Annotated in this window: 13 protein-coding genes; 7 read left to right on the forward strand and 6 right to left on the reverse strand. The window is 44.1% G+C overall.

From position 1 onward, the window contains the following. Positions 1–24: 24 nt before the first annotated feature. On the reverse strand, positions 25–1,164 hold the full coding sequence (locus SporoP17a_RS13740; RefSeq protein ID WP_083035205.1) for a Glu/Leu/Phe/Val dehydrogenase dimerization domain-containing protein: 1,140 nt from the start codon (positions 1,162–1,164) through the stop codon (positions 25–27). A 51-nt stretch (positions 1,165–1,215) separates the two neighbouring features. Further along, positions 1,216–2,571 (reverse strand): sodium-dependent transporter, encoded by a 1,356-nt coding sequence (locus tag SporoP17a_RS13745; protein ID WP_083035206.1) that lies wholly within the window; start codon positions 2,569–2,571, stop codon positions 1,216–1,218. A gap of 275 nt (positions 2,572–2,846) precedes the next feature. Between SporoP17a_RS13745 and SporoP17a_RS13750 the strand changes: the two genes are divergently transcribed. Both SporoP17a_RS13750 and SporoP17a_RS13755 read left to right on the forward strand, forming a co-directional pair. Next, entirely contained in the window at positions 2,847–3,311 is a 465-nt protein-coding gene (locus SporoP17a_RS13750) for an Lrp/AsnC family transcriptional regulator (RefSeq protein ID WP_083035207.1), read from the forward strand. Between the two features lie 310 nt (positions 3,312–3,621). After that, the gene (locus SporoP17a_RS13755) at positions 3,622–4,329 is read left to right on the forward strand and encodes a gamma-glutamyl-gamma-aminobutyrate hydrolase family protein (RefSeq protein WP_083035208.1); all 708 of its coding nucleotides are present in this window, start codon (positions 3,622–3,624) and stop codon (positions 4,327–4,329) included. An 88-nt stretch (positions 4,330–4,417) separates the two neighbouring features. Here the strand turns inward: SporoP17a_RS13755 and SporoP17a_RS13760 are convergent, their stop codons facing one another. Further along, the gene (locus SporoP17a_RS13760; protein WP_083035209.1) at positions 4,418–5,116 is read right to left on the reverse strand and encodes a YjjG family noncanonical pyrimidine nucleotidase; all 699 of its coding nucleotides are present in this window, start codon (positions 5,114–5,116) and stop codon (positions 4,418–4,420) included. Between the two features lie 197 nt (positions 5,117–5,313). Here SporoP17a_RS13760 and SporoP17a_RS13765 point away from each other — a divergent pair, with 197 nt between their 5' ends. Further along, positions 5,314–6,069: an IclR family transcriptional regulator gene (locus SporoP17a_RS13765; protein ID WP_083035210.1), complete on the forward strand. Its 756-nt coding sequence runs from the start codon at positions 5,314–5,316 to the stop codon at positions 6,067–6,069. A 47-nt stretch (positions 6,070–6,116) separates the two neighbouring features. Here SporoP17a_RS13765 and SporoP17a_RS13770 read toward each other — a convergent pair whose 3' ends face one another. Further along, positions 6,117–7,106: a 5-oxoprolinase subunit C family protein gene (locus SporoP17a_RS13770; RefSeq protein WP_083035211.1), complete on the reverse strand. Its 990-nt coding sequence runs from the start codon at positions 7,104–7,106 to the stop codon at positions 6,117–6,119. Further along, a complete protein-coding gene (gene pxpB / locus SporoP17a_RS13775) occupies positions 7,097–7,837 on the reverse strand; it encodes a 5-oxoprolinase subunit PxpB (protein WP_083035212.1) in 741 nt (246 codons plus the stop codon). Before pxpB ends, SporoP17a_RS13770 begins: the two co-directional genes overlap by 10 nt. Positions 7,838–8,146: 309 nt before the next feature. On the opposite strand from pxpB, the gene SporoP17a_RS13780 reads away from it, so the two are divergent. Genes SporoP17a_RS13780 through SporoP17a_RS13790 form a run of 3 tightly spaced genes read left to right on the forward strand, consistent with a single transcriptional unit; the run spans position 8,147 to position 10,957 of the window. Continuing rightward, the gene (locus SporoP17a_RS13780; protein WP_083035213.1) at positions 8,147–8,923 is read left to right on the forward strand and encodes a LamB/YcsF family protein; all 777 of its coding nucleotides are present in this window, start codon (positions 8,147–8,149) and stop codon (positions 8,921–8,923) included. Further along, complete coding sequence (locus SporoP17a_RS13785) at positions 8,920–10,146, forward strand: NRAMP family divalent metal transporter (protein ID WP_083035214.1); 1,227 nt, start codon at positions 8,920–8,922, stop codon at positions 10,144–10,146. The genes SporoP17a_RS13780 and SporoP17a_RS13785 overlap by 4 nt, the downstream gene beginning before the upstream one ends. A gap of 19 nt (positions 10,147–10,165) precedes the next feature. Continuing rightward, positions 10,166–10,957, forward strand: coding sequence for a putative hydro-lyase (locus tag SporoP17a_RS13790; RefSeq protein WP_083035215.1), 792 nt, complete (start codon positions 10,166–10,168; stop codon positions 10,955–10,957). Between the two features lie 103 nt (positions 10,958–11,060). Here SporoP17a_RS13790 and SporoP17a_RS13795 read toward each other — a convergent pair whose 3' ends face one another. Beyond that, a complete protein-coding gene (locus SporoP17a_RS13795; protein ID WP_083035216.1) occupies positions 11,061–11,828 on the reverse strand; it encodes a 3-hydroxybutyrate dehydrogenase in 768 nt (255 codons plus the stop codon). Positions 11,829–12,331: 503 nt separating this feature from the next. Between SporoP17a_RS13795 and SporoP17a_RS13800 the strand changes: the two genes are divergently transcribed. Further along, positions 12,332–12,886 (forward strand): competence protein ComK, encoded by a 555-nt coding sequence (locus SporoP17a_RS13800; protein ID WP_167693439.1) that lies wholly within the window; start codon positions 12,332–12,334, stop codon positions 12,884–12,886. Positions 12,887–13,011: the final 125 nt, after the last annotated feature.

Here is a 13,011-nt window from a genome sequence, read left to right on the forward strand (position 1 = left end):
CTTCACCCCATTCAGCTATTTTTATTACTGATGAAAATTCCATTTTGGTCGGTTGGATTGCGTAAAGAAGCTGTTGCGGTTCTTAGCATCTGCAATACGCTTTTCACACATACGATCTGCAGCAGTGGCAGTTGTAATATGATCCTGTTCTGCTTGATTGAATACTTCAAGTAGCGAGTTATAGATGTTCTCAGTTTTAGCGAGTACACGTGCAGGGTTCGTTCCGTACAGTTCATCCGCCACTTGGATTAGACCGCCACCGTTAACGATATAGTCGGGTGCGTACAGAATCCCTTTTTCACGGAGCAGTTCTCCATGACGGCTTTCCGCGAGCTGGTTGTTTGCGGAACCGGAAATTCCTCGAACTTTCAGTACGTTGAGCGTGTCGTCATTGATCACACCACCAAATGCACAAGGAACAAAAATATCTGCTTGCTGGCTGTAAATATCCTCACTTGATACGACTTTGACTGCGTTTCCACCAAGCTGCTGAATATCTGCAATCGCCTGTTCATTAATATCTGTGACGATCACGTTTCCACCTTCATTAATAATATGTTCCGCTACTTTGTAACCGACTTTTCCAAGACCTTGAATACTGTATTTTCGGCCTTCTACTTTGTCGTCGCCAAACAGATTCTGGTTTGTCGCTTTGATACCATAGAATACTCCGAGTGCAGTAGGGATGGATGAGTCTCCGCCACCGCCATACTCAACCGGCTTGCCTACGATGTAGTTTGTTTCTTTCATGGCTTGCACGAAGTCCTCAAGCGTTGTGCCCATGTCTGTTCCTGTATAGAAGCGTCCATTTAATGATTCGATGAATTGACCGAAAGCACGGAACTTTTCAGGTGTTTTATCTTTTAATGGATCACCGATGATGACGGATTTACCGCCACCGAAATCGACATCAGCTGCCGCACATTTATATGTCATCCCTTTGGATAGGCGAAGAACATCTTTTAATGCGAGATCCATAGTTTGATACGGTGCCATGCGACATCCACCGAGTGCAGGTCCCATAGTCGTATCGTGGACTGCAATAATTGCTTGAAGACCAGTTGCTTTGTCATTACAAAATAAAACTTGTTCATGCTCGACCATTTTATCCAATACACTTGCCTTGTCGTCTTGTAAAGTCTGTTCTAAAGTTACCAAATTCATTTCCTCCTCTATTTTATTGCTGTAAACCTAGGGGATCAGCAATCTATCTAGTTATTTCAAGAAGTTCAATAGTCCAAGTACATCTGCAAAAACGATTAGAATAGCTACCGGTGCGAGGTAACGGATTAATAAAAACCAGGCAGAAAATAACTTTGTGCTGATGTTGGAGCCTGCCTTCAATTCTTCATAGAGCTTTTCTTTCGGTATTTTTATGGGGATGAATATAGCGATCAACAACGCACCGAGTGGCATGAGAATATTACTTACTAAAAAGTCGAAAGCGTCAAACAGAATCATACCGAAAATCGTAAAGTCTGATAATATGCCGTACGATAAGGCGGATGGGACACCAACAATAAAGATGGCCGCGCCAATCAACCATGCGTGATTTTTTCTCTTCTTGTGATCGCCTTTGGAAGTGGCCGCTACAATAATTTCCAGCATGGAAAATGCGGAAGTGAGCGCTGCAAACAGGAACAGAACCAAGAATGCTAAGAAGAACAATGTGCCAAACGGCAGTTGCCCAAAGATGGTGGGCAATACATTAAAGAGTAATGTAGGGCCTGCGTCCGGTTCGAGACCGAATGCAAAGACGGCTGGGAAAATAACCAATCCTGCTAGAACGGCCACGAGCAAGTTCATTAATACGATAGAAATAGCGGATTGTGGCAAACTTTCCTTTTTGGATAAATACGAACTGTATGTCACCATGACGGAAACACCGATACTAAGTGCGAAGAAGGATTGCCCCATCGCGAACAAAATGGTTTCAGAGGTTATATTGCCAAAGTCAGGTTTTAAGAAGAAGCTAACACCTGCCATCGCTCCGTCGAGAGTGAATGACCGTATAGTCAAGATGATAAACAAGACGAACAGTGCAGGCATCATATATTTGCTGGCCTTCTCTATACCACTTGTCACTCCTTTTGCTATAACAAATGTTGTCATAATCATGAATAGGAGCTGGGCACCTACACTTACATAGGGGCTTGATACAATATTGCCGAATAAATTTCCATAGTCAGCCTGTGTCAGACCACTCAGACTTCCCGTGGTAGCTTTCCAGATGTAGATAAGCACCCAACCACCCACCACGCTGTAAAATGATAGAAGGATGAAACAGGTAACAATTCCTAATCTACCGATTAAATGCCACGATGTACCCGGTGCGATCGTTTTATAGGAATCAATTGCGTTCTTTTGCGTACTCCGTCCAATAATGAATTCTCCCATAAGTAGCGGAAGTCCAATCAGGAAGGTGAAAAGTAAAAAGATTAATAAAAAAGCTCCACCGCCACTTGTTCCTGCTACATAAGGAAATTTCCATATAGCACCTAAACCGATTGCTGAGCCTGCTGCTGCTAAAATAAAACCTAATTTAGAAGACCATTGATTATTCGTATGCATGCGTCACGTTCCTTTTGTGTTATAGTTTTTACTAAGTAGAAGATCATTTTTAGAACTTGAAACCGCTTACACTTTCATGTAAAAAAATGTATACATAGATTTTGGGATGCATGTGATCTGTTCCGTACCTCCCTCGGTTGCTGTTTTCCCTTTGACTTAATATTAGAGTAAGTTATAATTTATTTACATATCAGAAGAAAGTGTTTTTCACGAAAACGACACAATTTTGAATAACTTTGGTGCATTTATCCTTCATTTTGGAAAGAGGTGTGGTTTTGAACAAAACGGACATTACATTATTGAAACTATTGCAAGAAAACAGCCGTGTGACAATTAGTGATCTTTCTAAACAATTATCTCTTAGCCGTCCGAGTGTTTCGGAGCGTTTGCTTCGCTTGCAAGAAAAAGGTATTATTCAAGAATTCACTACGCGAGTTTCATTGCAGGCACTTGGATTGGACACATTACTATTCATCCAGGTCAGTGAATTAAAAAAGAAGCCGACTGAGTTTGAGGAACAAATCAAAGAAGAAAACTCCATTCTTGAATGTCACCGTGTGACCGGAACGACTAATTATATTTTAAAAGCCGCCACGTCTAGTATGGCCAAAATGAGTGAGCTGATCGACCGGCTGATTCCATTTGGCACGTTAACGACTTCCATTGTATTGTCGTCGCCTATCCCGTATAAGATTATTCTGCCGGAAGAAGAAGTAGTAGAAGAAAACTGTTTGCTGTAACGAAAACGGTTTGAGAATGTGTGGAGTCTCTTCTATATAAATGATTTTGTATACGCTTTCAAATTGGTGGTTAGTATTTTAAAATAAAAGCTAGAATCGATCAATTCGTTAGAAGAGGCTATTTAATAAACATCTTTTTATAGAACATAACCATACTCCATCTATACCAGACTTCCATTCGCTACATGAATTGAAATCTGGTTTTTCTATTTACCTGTTTAGTAATGTACCCACCCCCGAGTAACTTCCCACAAATTCGGGTATACCATATTTCATCACTTGTAAGAATGTAAAAGGGAGAGTGCGGTACATGAAACCAGTAATTGGTGTAACATCAGATATAGACCAAAACGGAGATACATTCGTTCAGACTCGGTTCATACGAGCGGTTCGACAAGCAGGTGGCGTACCGGTTATTTTGCCGGTAGGACTGGATGCAATTGAAGAAGTGTGCGATCGATTAGATGGTGTATTGCTAATCGGCGGAGAAGACATCGATCCGTATTTGTATGGTGAAGAACCACATCGGCAGCTTGGGAAAGTGTTACCTGAGCGGGATGAGTCGGAGCTTGCATTGATTAAGAGAATGGCAGATCAAGATAAGCCGGTGTTTGGGATTTGCAGAGGGTATCAGTTGATCAATGTGGCGTTTGGTGGAACGATTTATCAAGATATGTATGCGCAGCTATCGGAGGATTTACTGCAGCATCACCAGCTAACGGATTTAGATTTTGCGTTTCATTCAATTGTTATTGTAAGCGATAGTAAATTGGCGGAGTGGGCAGGCACATCAGAAGTCCGCGTGAATTCACTGCATCATCAGGCGGTGAAGGAAGTCCAGGCACCACTTGTCGTGACCGCGGTTGCGAAGGACGGGGTCATTGAAGCATTAGAGAGTACCGCGCATCGTTTTGTCGTAGGCGTTCAGTGGCATCCTGAAGCGATGGTGAAGCGGGAAGATCGTTTGTCGTTGACGTTATTTGAGAAATTTGTTGAGGCGGCGAGTGAGAAAAGGTAAAAAGTCCTTAGGTCATTTCATTAGTAGCTGAATAAGTAGATGAGTAACCCCTCCAACGCAATGTATTGGAGGGGTTACTGGTTTTAGTTTAGTTATTCTTTACTGGCGTACGGCCCACGCTGAATTCTGCCCATGAATGAATTTCATATGTCGGTTGAATTCCCGTTTGGTTTTCGCGACGATTTCGGTTGAACCAGCAAGTATCGATGCCAGCGTTGATCCCACCTTGTATGTCGGAAGTGAGAGAATCGCCAATCATCAGGACACGGGACGGATCCGTGATGCCTAGTTTCTCAAACGTGTAGTCAAAAATCTCAGGCTGTGGCTTTTTGTAGCCTGTTTCTTCGGATGCAATGATCGCTTCGAAGGTATTGTGTAAAGGCGAGCCGGCTATGCGCGCGTGTTGGGCGAGTGTGAAGCCATTTGTTAAAATCGCCAATCGGTAATCCGTTAGCTTAGCCATCATTTCTTCTACGCCTTCGATCATATGGGATTCGTGGCCTAAATTTTCGATGTATAGTTCACCGAAATCTGAGGCATTTACTTGTAGTTCATGGTGTGCGAATAATCGACGGAAGCGTTCCACTTTCAACTCTTCAAGTGAGATGCGTCCTTGTTCGAGATCATCCCAGATGACGGAGCTGATCGCGCGGTATGTATCGCGGTACGCTTCTAGGCCGTTTGGTAGTCCGAACGTGTTGAATGTATTGCCGAGTGCATGTTTTTCTGTTTCTTCAAAATCGAATAATGTATCGTCTAGATCGAATAATAGTACATCGTATGGCATAAAGGAACCCCCTTTTTTTACAATAAATACTAGTATACCATGATGTGAACGATAGATGGAAGGACTGCCGATTATGAATAGAAAATCAAGATCCAAAGGTATGAGATGTTTGAAAGAGTATAATGCGTAGGTAGGATAATAATGGTATACTCGTCCATAGAATCTAGTTAGAATATTACGTTCGGAAAGGAGCCAACATGAGCACAAACAACAAAACAGTCGTCCGCTCGTTAGACATACTCAACCTATTCGTCGATCATCCCGCTCTAACATTCCAAGAAATCATCGACCTATCCGGCATCCCAAAGTCTTCGGTCTACCGCATGCTGTCTTCACTCGAAGAAATGAAGTTTCTCGAGAAAGGCGCGGATTCACAGTATCGTCTCGGTCTGTTGTTTTTGAAATACGGCAGTCTCGTTTCGAAGCGGTTGGATATTCGCAAGATTGCGTACCCGATTATGGAAGAGCTACATAACGATGTGAAAGAAGCGATTAATTTGATTGTTCGCCAAGGCGATCAGGCGATTTATGTGGAGAAGATTGATACGTTCCAGAAAGTTCGTTTGTATACGGCGATTGGAAGAAGCAGCCCGTTGTATGCAGGGGCTTGTTCGCGCATTATTTTGTCGTATCTTTCGGATAGCTATATCGCAGAGTATTTGGATAAGATCGAATTACAGCAGTTAGGTAACGGTACGTTCACGGATCGGGAGTCGTTGCTTGCGTCTATTGAGGAGACGCGACAGAACGGCTATGCGCTCAGTAATTCAGAGCTTGAGAATTTCACTTCTTCTGTGGCGGCGCCGATTTTTGACTTTAATGGAGATGTCATTGCGGGGATCAGTATCGCGGGTATTGAAGCGAATTATCAAGAAGAGAATTTGAAAATCCTCGTTCCTAAAGTGAAAGAAGCTGCCTTGGAGATTTCCAGGCAACTTGGCTATACAGGATGAAAGAAACCTTTGTGATTCAGTTAGGCTGAAACGCAAAGGTTTTTGTTTTAGTAGTGGAGTTTATGTTGAATACCGATTTTAATTTGCTTGATCAACTCTTCTTTAGCAATGAGTTCACGCTCTGCTTGTGCATGTGTAATGAGCTGGAAATACAGTTTCGCGTTCGGTTTCACTTGTGACAAGCTGCCTAAGTCGGCGGTGATGACTTGTCCGATTTTCGGATAGCCGCCAGCCGTTTGTCTGTCCGCCATTAAAATGATCGGCTTGCCGTTAGGAGGGATTTGAACCGTTCCGAACGTCACGCCTTCTGACAATAGTTCCAGTTTTTCCGTTAATGAAAGTGCCTGTCCTTCGAGTCGCAAGCCCATCCGGTTCGATTGCGGTGTAACCACATACGGCTCGCTCACAAGTCGTTGTTTACTCGCTTCGTCAAAGTGCTGATATTCCGTGCCTTCAATCATGCGAATCGTTTGTGTCGATGCCAAACTGATTAGCGGATGATGCGGTACAGCCCAGTCTGGCGTGCCTTCGCGTTCGATCAACGCAAAGACTTTCGCGTTTGATTCCGTTAATGGACCGAATGAAAGCTGGTCATTTTGCTGCAGTGCTCTTCCGTTAAAACCGCCAATTCCCGCCACCATATACGTACTTTTACTATCCATCACAACCGATACATCAATCCCCCCGGCAATCGCCAAATACGCCCGACAACCTTCAATCGCAAAGCCGAATTTTAGTATCGAACCTTTCTTAACAATGAGAGGCCGCCAATTCGCCACCGGTATGCCGTCAACTGTCGTTTGAAGATCTCCGCCAGTAATCGCGATCAATGTATCTTCCTCAAACTGTAGCGTCGTTCCAAATAGCGTAATTTCTAGAATGCCTTCACGTTCATCATTGCCGACAAGTAGATTCGCGATACGCATTGAATAACTATCCATGGCACCGCTTACAAGAACACCGAATTTTTGCGAACCGGTGCGACCGATATCTTGTACGGTAGTTAAAAGTCCTGCATTTAGTACGTTTACTGACATGTCATCACCTTCTTTTGCTCATCATACTCTTCTTGTGTCATTGGACAAAATTTAATTTTATCTCCTGACTGCAATAAAGACGGGGGAGACATATCCGGAACGAACAGGTCGGTCGGTGTGCGTCCTATAATTTGCCAGCCGCCTGGCGTTTCGAGTGGATAGACACCGGTTTGTTTGCCAGCGATCCCGACAGAGCCAGGAGGAATCGATGTCCGTGGCGTTAATTTTCTTGGAGTTGCAATTCGTTCATCGAGACCTCCGAGAAAGGGGAACCCTGGTGCGAAGCCAATCATGTAGACGAGATATTCAGGTGTCGTATGAATGGTAATGACTTCTTCGACAGACATGCCATGCGTTTCCGCCACGATTTCCAAGTCAGGACCGAATTCTCCACCGTACAGAACAGGAATCTCGACTACTCTTCCTTCGGTAACAGGCAGGTCGGAAATTTGGATAGCCAGCTGGTTAATATAATCGGTGACTTTTTCAATAGGTGTGCCGTCGATCTGAAAGCCATTCATTGATTGATAGACGAGATACGGAGAGTAGTATACCGCCAAGCTATTATAGGCAGGAACTGACTCGATAAATCCGTCGAATGGGTATTCATCCAAAAGGTAAGACAGGTTTTTCACTTGCTGGTGGATGGAAGGGTGGATGCCTTCGCCTAGTTTTATAATGATGGCGGAATCGCCAAGTACTTTTATATCGAGAGATTTCTGATCACTCATCGTAACATCTCCTTCAAATTCCGAAATTCGAAACTGTTATTCTGAAAAACGAATCGTAGTTCTATTATAGATTTCTAAAATGAAATTACAAGCTTATTATTCAGTTAATAAAAATACTCACCATTTTTCGACAATGGTCTATTCAGCAAAAGATTTTTATGATAGACTAAGTTCCAAGTTCAAAACCTCGGTTTCGAATTACGGAACTGAATGACGTGCAAACGCTTACTTCATATTGGTGAATTGGACGAATCATCTGGATTTTGGTGGGTTTGATTCGTTTCGTAAAAAACAAAGGGGGTCATACACATGGCAAAAGTAGATTTGAATAGTGATTTAGGAGAAAGCTTTGGTCGGTATACATTGGGAGAACAAAAAGAGATTTTAAAATATGTAACCTCTGCCAATATAGCCTGTGGATTCCACGCAGGTGATCCATCTGTGATGCGGGAGACGGTCCAGCTGGCGATTGATAACGGCGTACGAATCGGTGCGCATCCTGGGTTGCCGGATTTAGTCGGATTTGGCCGGAGAGATATGAACATTACGCCACAAGAAGCGTATGACATGGTCGTCTATCAAATCGGTGCATTGCAAGCGTTCCTTGCTGTACATCAAGAACCGATGCAACATGTGAAGCCGCATGGTGCGTTGTATCAGATGGCGTCAAGAGATCAGAAAATTGCAGAAGCGATCGCACAAGCTGTATATGATGTATCCCCATCACTAGTACTGTTTGCTCTTGCGGATAGTGAATTGTCGAAAGCAGGGGAAGCGATTGGACTCGTGACGGCGCATGAAGTGTTTGCCGATCGTACGTATCAATCAAACGGTATGCTCACTTCTCGCTCGCAGGATGACGCGATGATTACCGACCAAGAACAGTCGGCTTCGCAAGTCATTACGATGGTCAAAGAAGGAAAAGTGCGTTCGCAACAAGGGACAGATGTAGCTCTACGCGCAGACACAATTTGCATTCATGGAGACGGAGAGCATGCAGTCGAGTTTGCAAAATATATTACAGACCGGCTAAACAGTGAGGAAATTACGGTAACGGCTATTGCTGATCGGGAGGATGCTGTATGAAAAATGAGAAGTTAGGACTGACTCATGAGCAAGAACAGAAAAAAGTAACGCGTGGCGTCTTACTAGGCGCCGCATTCCTTATGGCGACTTCGTCTGTTGGTCCAGGATTCCTAACACAGACGACGGTATTTACTGAGCAACTTGCCGCAAGTTTCGGTTTCGTCATTTTGATTTCATTAATTCTAGACGTCTTTGCTCAAATGAATATTTGGCGAGTGATCGCGGTGTCCGGCTTACGTGGACAGGAAATTGCCAATAAAGTGTTACCCGGTCTAGGTTTCGTTCTGGCCTTCCTCATTGTCGCAGGAGGACTTGCGTTTAATATCGGTAACGTGGCAGGTGCAGGGCTAGGACTGAACGCGATGACTGGAATTGATCCCATCATGGGCGCGGTCATCAGTGCGGTCTTTGCGATTTTGATATTCATGGTGAAAGAAGCGGGCAAGGTGATGGATAAGGTCGTTGCCGTTGCGGGTGTGATCATGATTATTTTGGTCGTATTCGTCGCGTTCAAAACGTCACCACCAGTCGGAGAGGCAATCGTCCGAACGTTTAATCCTTCTGAAATCAGCTTCTTCGCGATCGTTACATTGGTCGGAGGGACAGTCGGTGGATATATTACGTTTGCCGGTGGACACCGATTGTTAGATGCAGGCATTAAAGGCATTGATTCCGTTCCATTGGTTACGAGAAGTTCTGTCACTGGTATTGTCGTAACGGGCATTATCCGAGTGGCATTGTTCCTAGCCGTACTTGGCATCGTTTCACAAGGGTTGCAAATTGATCCAGACAATCCACCAGCATCTGTGTTCCAACTTGGAGCAGGAGAATTAGGATTGAGATTGTTCGGCGTCATCATGTGGGTAGCTGCGATCACATCCGTTGTCGGTGCAGCGTATACATCGGTTTCATTCATCCGATCGTTCCACCCAATCATCGAAAAGTACCACAACTGGATCATTATTTTATTCATCATCGTCTCGACTTCAACGTTTGCATTCGTTGGAAAACCAGTCACAATTCTTTTATTAGTAGGGGCATTGAATGCATTGATTCTGCCACTCGCGCTAGGTACGTTGCTCATTGCGGCGTATAAGAAGAATATTGTGGGTGAATACAAGCATCCACTATGGTTGACGATTGGCGGCGCGATTGTCGTGGTCGTGATGGGCGTGTTGAGTATTATCACGTTGATCGAACAGATTCCGTTACTTTTTAAGTGATCGTTAGGAGGGTGTATGGATGGAAGCGTATCGTTCAATGAAAGCGCAAGAAGTTCGGAAATTAATTCGAGAGCAAGTCATTACGGGGCAGACGTCTGGAATGGCGACTGGCTTTACACAAGCGAATTTGGTCATATTAAAACAAGAGCATGCACTTGATTTTCTGCTGTTTTGCCAGCGCAACCCAAAGTCTTGTCCGTTACTAGATGTCACAGAACCGGGTTCGTATCGTCCGGTGAAGCTTGCTGAAGGCGCAGATATTCGCAGTGAACTACCGAGTTACCGTGTGTATAGAGACGGTGTGTTGGCCGAAGAAGTACACGATATTACAGATTACTGGGAAGACGATATGGTGGGCTTTTTAATCGGCTGCAGTTTCACGTTTGAAGCACCGTTACTTGCAGGTGGAATTCCTATTCGGCACATCGAAGAGAATCGCAATGTTCCGATGTATAAGACGAATATTGCCTGCACGAAGTCCGGTATTTTCGAAGGACCGACCGTAGTCAGCATGCGACCGATGAAAGCGTCAGACGCGATTCGCGCGATTCAAATTACGACGCGTTTCCCAGACGTTCACGGTGCACCGATTCATCTCGGCGATCCGAGTTTGATTGGAATTGACGACATTTCCTCACCGGACTTTGGAGATGCCGTGACGATTCATGATGACGAAATCCCAGTGTTCTGGGCGTGTGGTGTGACGCCGCAAGCCGTAGCGATGCAGAGTAAGCCGTCTATTATGATCACGCATTCGCCGGGTTGTATGTTCATTAGCGATAGGAAAGATTCGGAATTAAGTGTGTTGTAATATGAAAAAAGTTCTCAACGCGACGAATGGTCGGTTGAGAACTTTTTTGGTTGCTGGAGTTGTTGTTGAATGAATAGCGTGGTTCGACAACTAGCTTCTATATTTACTGCACCGTATACCCACCGTCGAGTACAATCGCCTGACCGGTAATTCCTTTCGCGCTATCACTTGAAAGATATAGCGCAAGATCGGCCACTTCTTTCACATCCAATAAACGCTTCTGTGGAACTAGGGGGTAAATAATGTCTTCGAGTACGGATTCGAGAGGGACACCGCGCACTTCCGCTAAGTCTTCAAATTGATTGCGCACGAGCGGTGTGTCCACGTAGCCCGGGCAAATCGCGTTCACGGTAATGCCGTCAGCTGCTGTTTCGAGTGCGGCTACTTTTGTCAATCCGATTACGCCGTGTTTAGACGAGTTATACGCTGCTTTTCCTGCAAAACCTACGAGTCCGTTAATGGACGCCATATTTAAGATCCGACCGAATTGCTGTTTTTTCATATGCGGCAAGACGAGCTTAGTCGCGATGAACGGGGCAGTGAGCATAACTTTTACTAACAGTTCAAATCGTGCAGTAGGGAAGTCTTCGAGCTTTGAGACATGCTGCAAACCTGCGTTGTTAATGAGGATATCAATTCTGCCGAAACGAGCGATTGCTTCATCGATTGCTTCCTGAATATCTTCCTCTTTCGTGACGTCACATTTCAAGCCGAATGCCCTGCCACCTAACGCGCCAGCTGCTTCTATTACCTTGTCTTCATTCACATCGGTCAACACGACGACGGCGCCAGCTTCTGCGAACGCTTTGGATATTTCGAATCCTATTCCTTGTGCAGCCCCTGTGATGAGCAATATTTTATCTTTAACCATACAAAAATCCTCCTTAGTGCTCTTCGAAATTGCATAATGTTTCGATTTGTATTTTAATTCACTTCATTCGCTAAACGCAATGCTTCGTCAAAATGCCTGATCAACATACAGAATCTGCCATATTATATAGAGTTTCAACAATAAAATCAGAATAATGGAAATGAAGGTAGACGAAATCATTATAGTACTATATACTAGTCCTTAAGACAGGTACTTTGTACGGGATACGCTATGTAAACGCTTACTGTCTTTCAAAATGAATGCACGCAGGTCGATAACTAAAGCTCTGTTTATTGGCCTGTTTTTTGTGCGTTAACGTAAGGTTCTGAAGGGAGGTGAGATCGCAATGCGTCACCTAGTGGATAGAGAAAATCCCCGAGTGCTTCATGTCATGGGAGACAGACCCGAGGATTTACTGGCTGGTGTATACCAACATATCGTTAGTATACTCTTTTATTCCACTAACCGAAAGGAGTTTCTATAAAAAAGGAGGATATTGGGGCATGGACGAAGAGACAAAGTCAGTGATTTCACCGGGTACGAGTCTGGTATATCCGTATTATGACGATGAGGGAAAGTTATGTGCGGTGTTACTGAAAGACGGTGATTTTATACGGGTAGATAAAAGCCCAACTGAAGTAGTGGACTTGAGCATGAAGTTTTACGGGACGAGTTTGCGCGGTGGGATCGACGGTGGCAAGGCATTGATGGGTGAAATCCATATGACGCCTGTAATGGTCAACGAGCGATTGGATATGTACTTTTTCCCAAGTAATTCGCCTTCGAGTAATGAATGCGTGTGGTTTTCATTGGCACACGTCCTAACATTCTTGCCATTCGATAAACATCATACAAAAGTGATTTTCCGGGATGGGAATGTTTTCACTGTGAAATGTAGTTATTCAGTATTTCAAACAAAATACCAGCGAGCGTGCATGTTGAAGAATGGGCTGGCGGCCAGGTTCACGCAAATGGCGCTCGGTGTAAGAAAAGGATATAAGACGTATCTGATCCGAAAGAATCATAAGCGTGGGAATTACGAAATAACGGATGAGTAAATAAAATTATACATAGCGTTCCTCTGCGGAGGAGCGCTTTTTCTGTCGAATGGTTTCATGAAATATTCACTGTTTTGGTTGGCGGGGTGGTATAATCAGTGTAATTATGAATCGTTGGGTTGGAA

The sequence above is a fragment of the Sporosarcina ureae genome (assembly GCF_002082015.1).
Classification (GTDB): domain Bacteria; phylum Bacillota; class Bacilli; order Bacillales_A; family Planococcaceae; genus Sporosarcina; species Sporosarcina ureae_A.

Bases quoted from the DNA above. Each gene is read 5' to 3' on its own strand.
- SporoP17a_RS13740 (WP_083035205.1), bottom strand. From the start codon at position 1,164: ATGAATTTGGTAACTTTAGAACAGACTTTACAAGACGACAAGGCAAGT.
- SporoP17a_RS13745 (WP_083035206.1), bottom strand. From the start codon at position 2,571: ATGCATACGAATAATCAATGGTCTTCTAAATTAGGTTTTATTTTAGCA.
- SporoP17a_RS13755 (WP_083035208.1), top strand. From the start codon at position 3,622: ATGAAACCAGTAATTGGTGTAACATCAGATATAGACCAAAACGGAGAT.
- SporoP17a_RS13760 (WP_083035209.1), bottom strand. From the start codon at position 5,116: ATGCCATACGATGTACTATTATTCGATCTAGACGATACATTATTCGAT.
- SporoP17a_RS13765 (WP_083035210.1), top strand. From the start codon at position 5,314: ATGAGCACAAACAACAAAACAGTCGTCCGCTCGTTAGACATACTCAAC.
- SporoP17a_RS13770 (WP_083035211.1), bottom strand. From the start codon at position 7,106: ATGTCAGTAAACGTACTAAATGCAGGACTTTTAACTACCGTACAAGAT.
- pxpB (WP_083035212.1), bottom strand. From the start codon at position 7,837: ATGAGTGATCAGAAATCTCTCGATATAAAAGTACTTGGCGATTCCGCC.
- SporoP17a_RS13780 (WP_083035213.1), top strand. From the start codon at position 8,147: ATGGCAAAAGTAGATTTGAATAGTGATTTAGGAGAAAGCTTTGGTCGG.
- SporoP17a_RS13785 (WP_083035214.1), top strand. From the start codon at position 8,920: ATGAAAAATGAGAAGTTAGGACTGACTCATGAGCAAGAACAGAAAAAA.
- SporoP17a_RS13790 (WP_083035215.1), top strand. From the start codon at position 10,166: ATGGAAGCGTATCGTTCAATGAAAGCGCAAGAAGTTCGGAAATTAATT.
- SporoP17a_RS13795 (WP_083035216.1), bottom strand. From the start codon at position 11,828: ATGGTTAAAGATAAAATATTGCTCATCACAGGGGCTGCACAAGGAATA.
- SporoP17a_RS13800 (WP_167693439.1), top strand. From the start codon at position 12,332: ATGGACGAAGAGACAAAGTCAGTGATTTCACCGGGTACGAGTCTGGTA.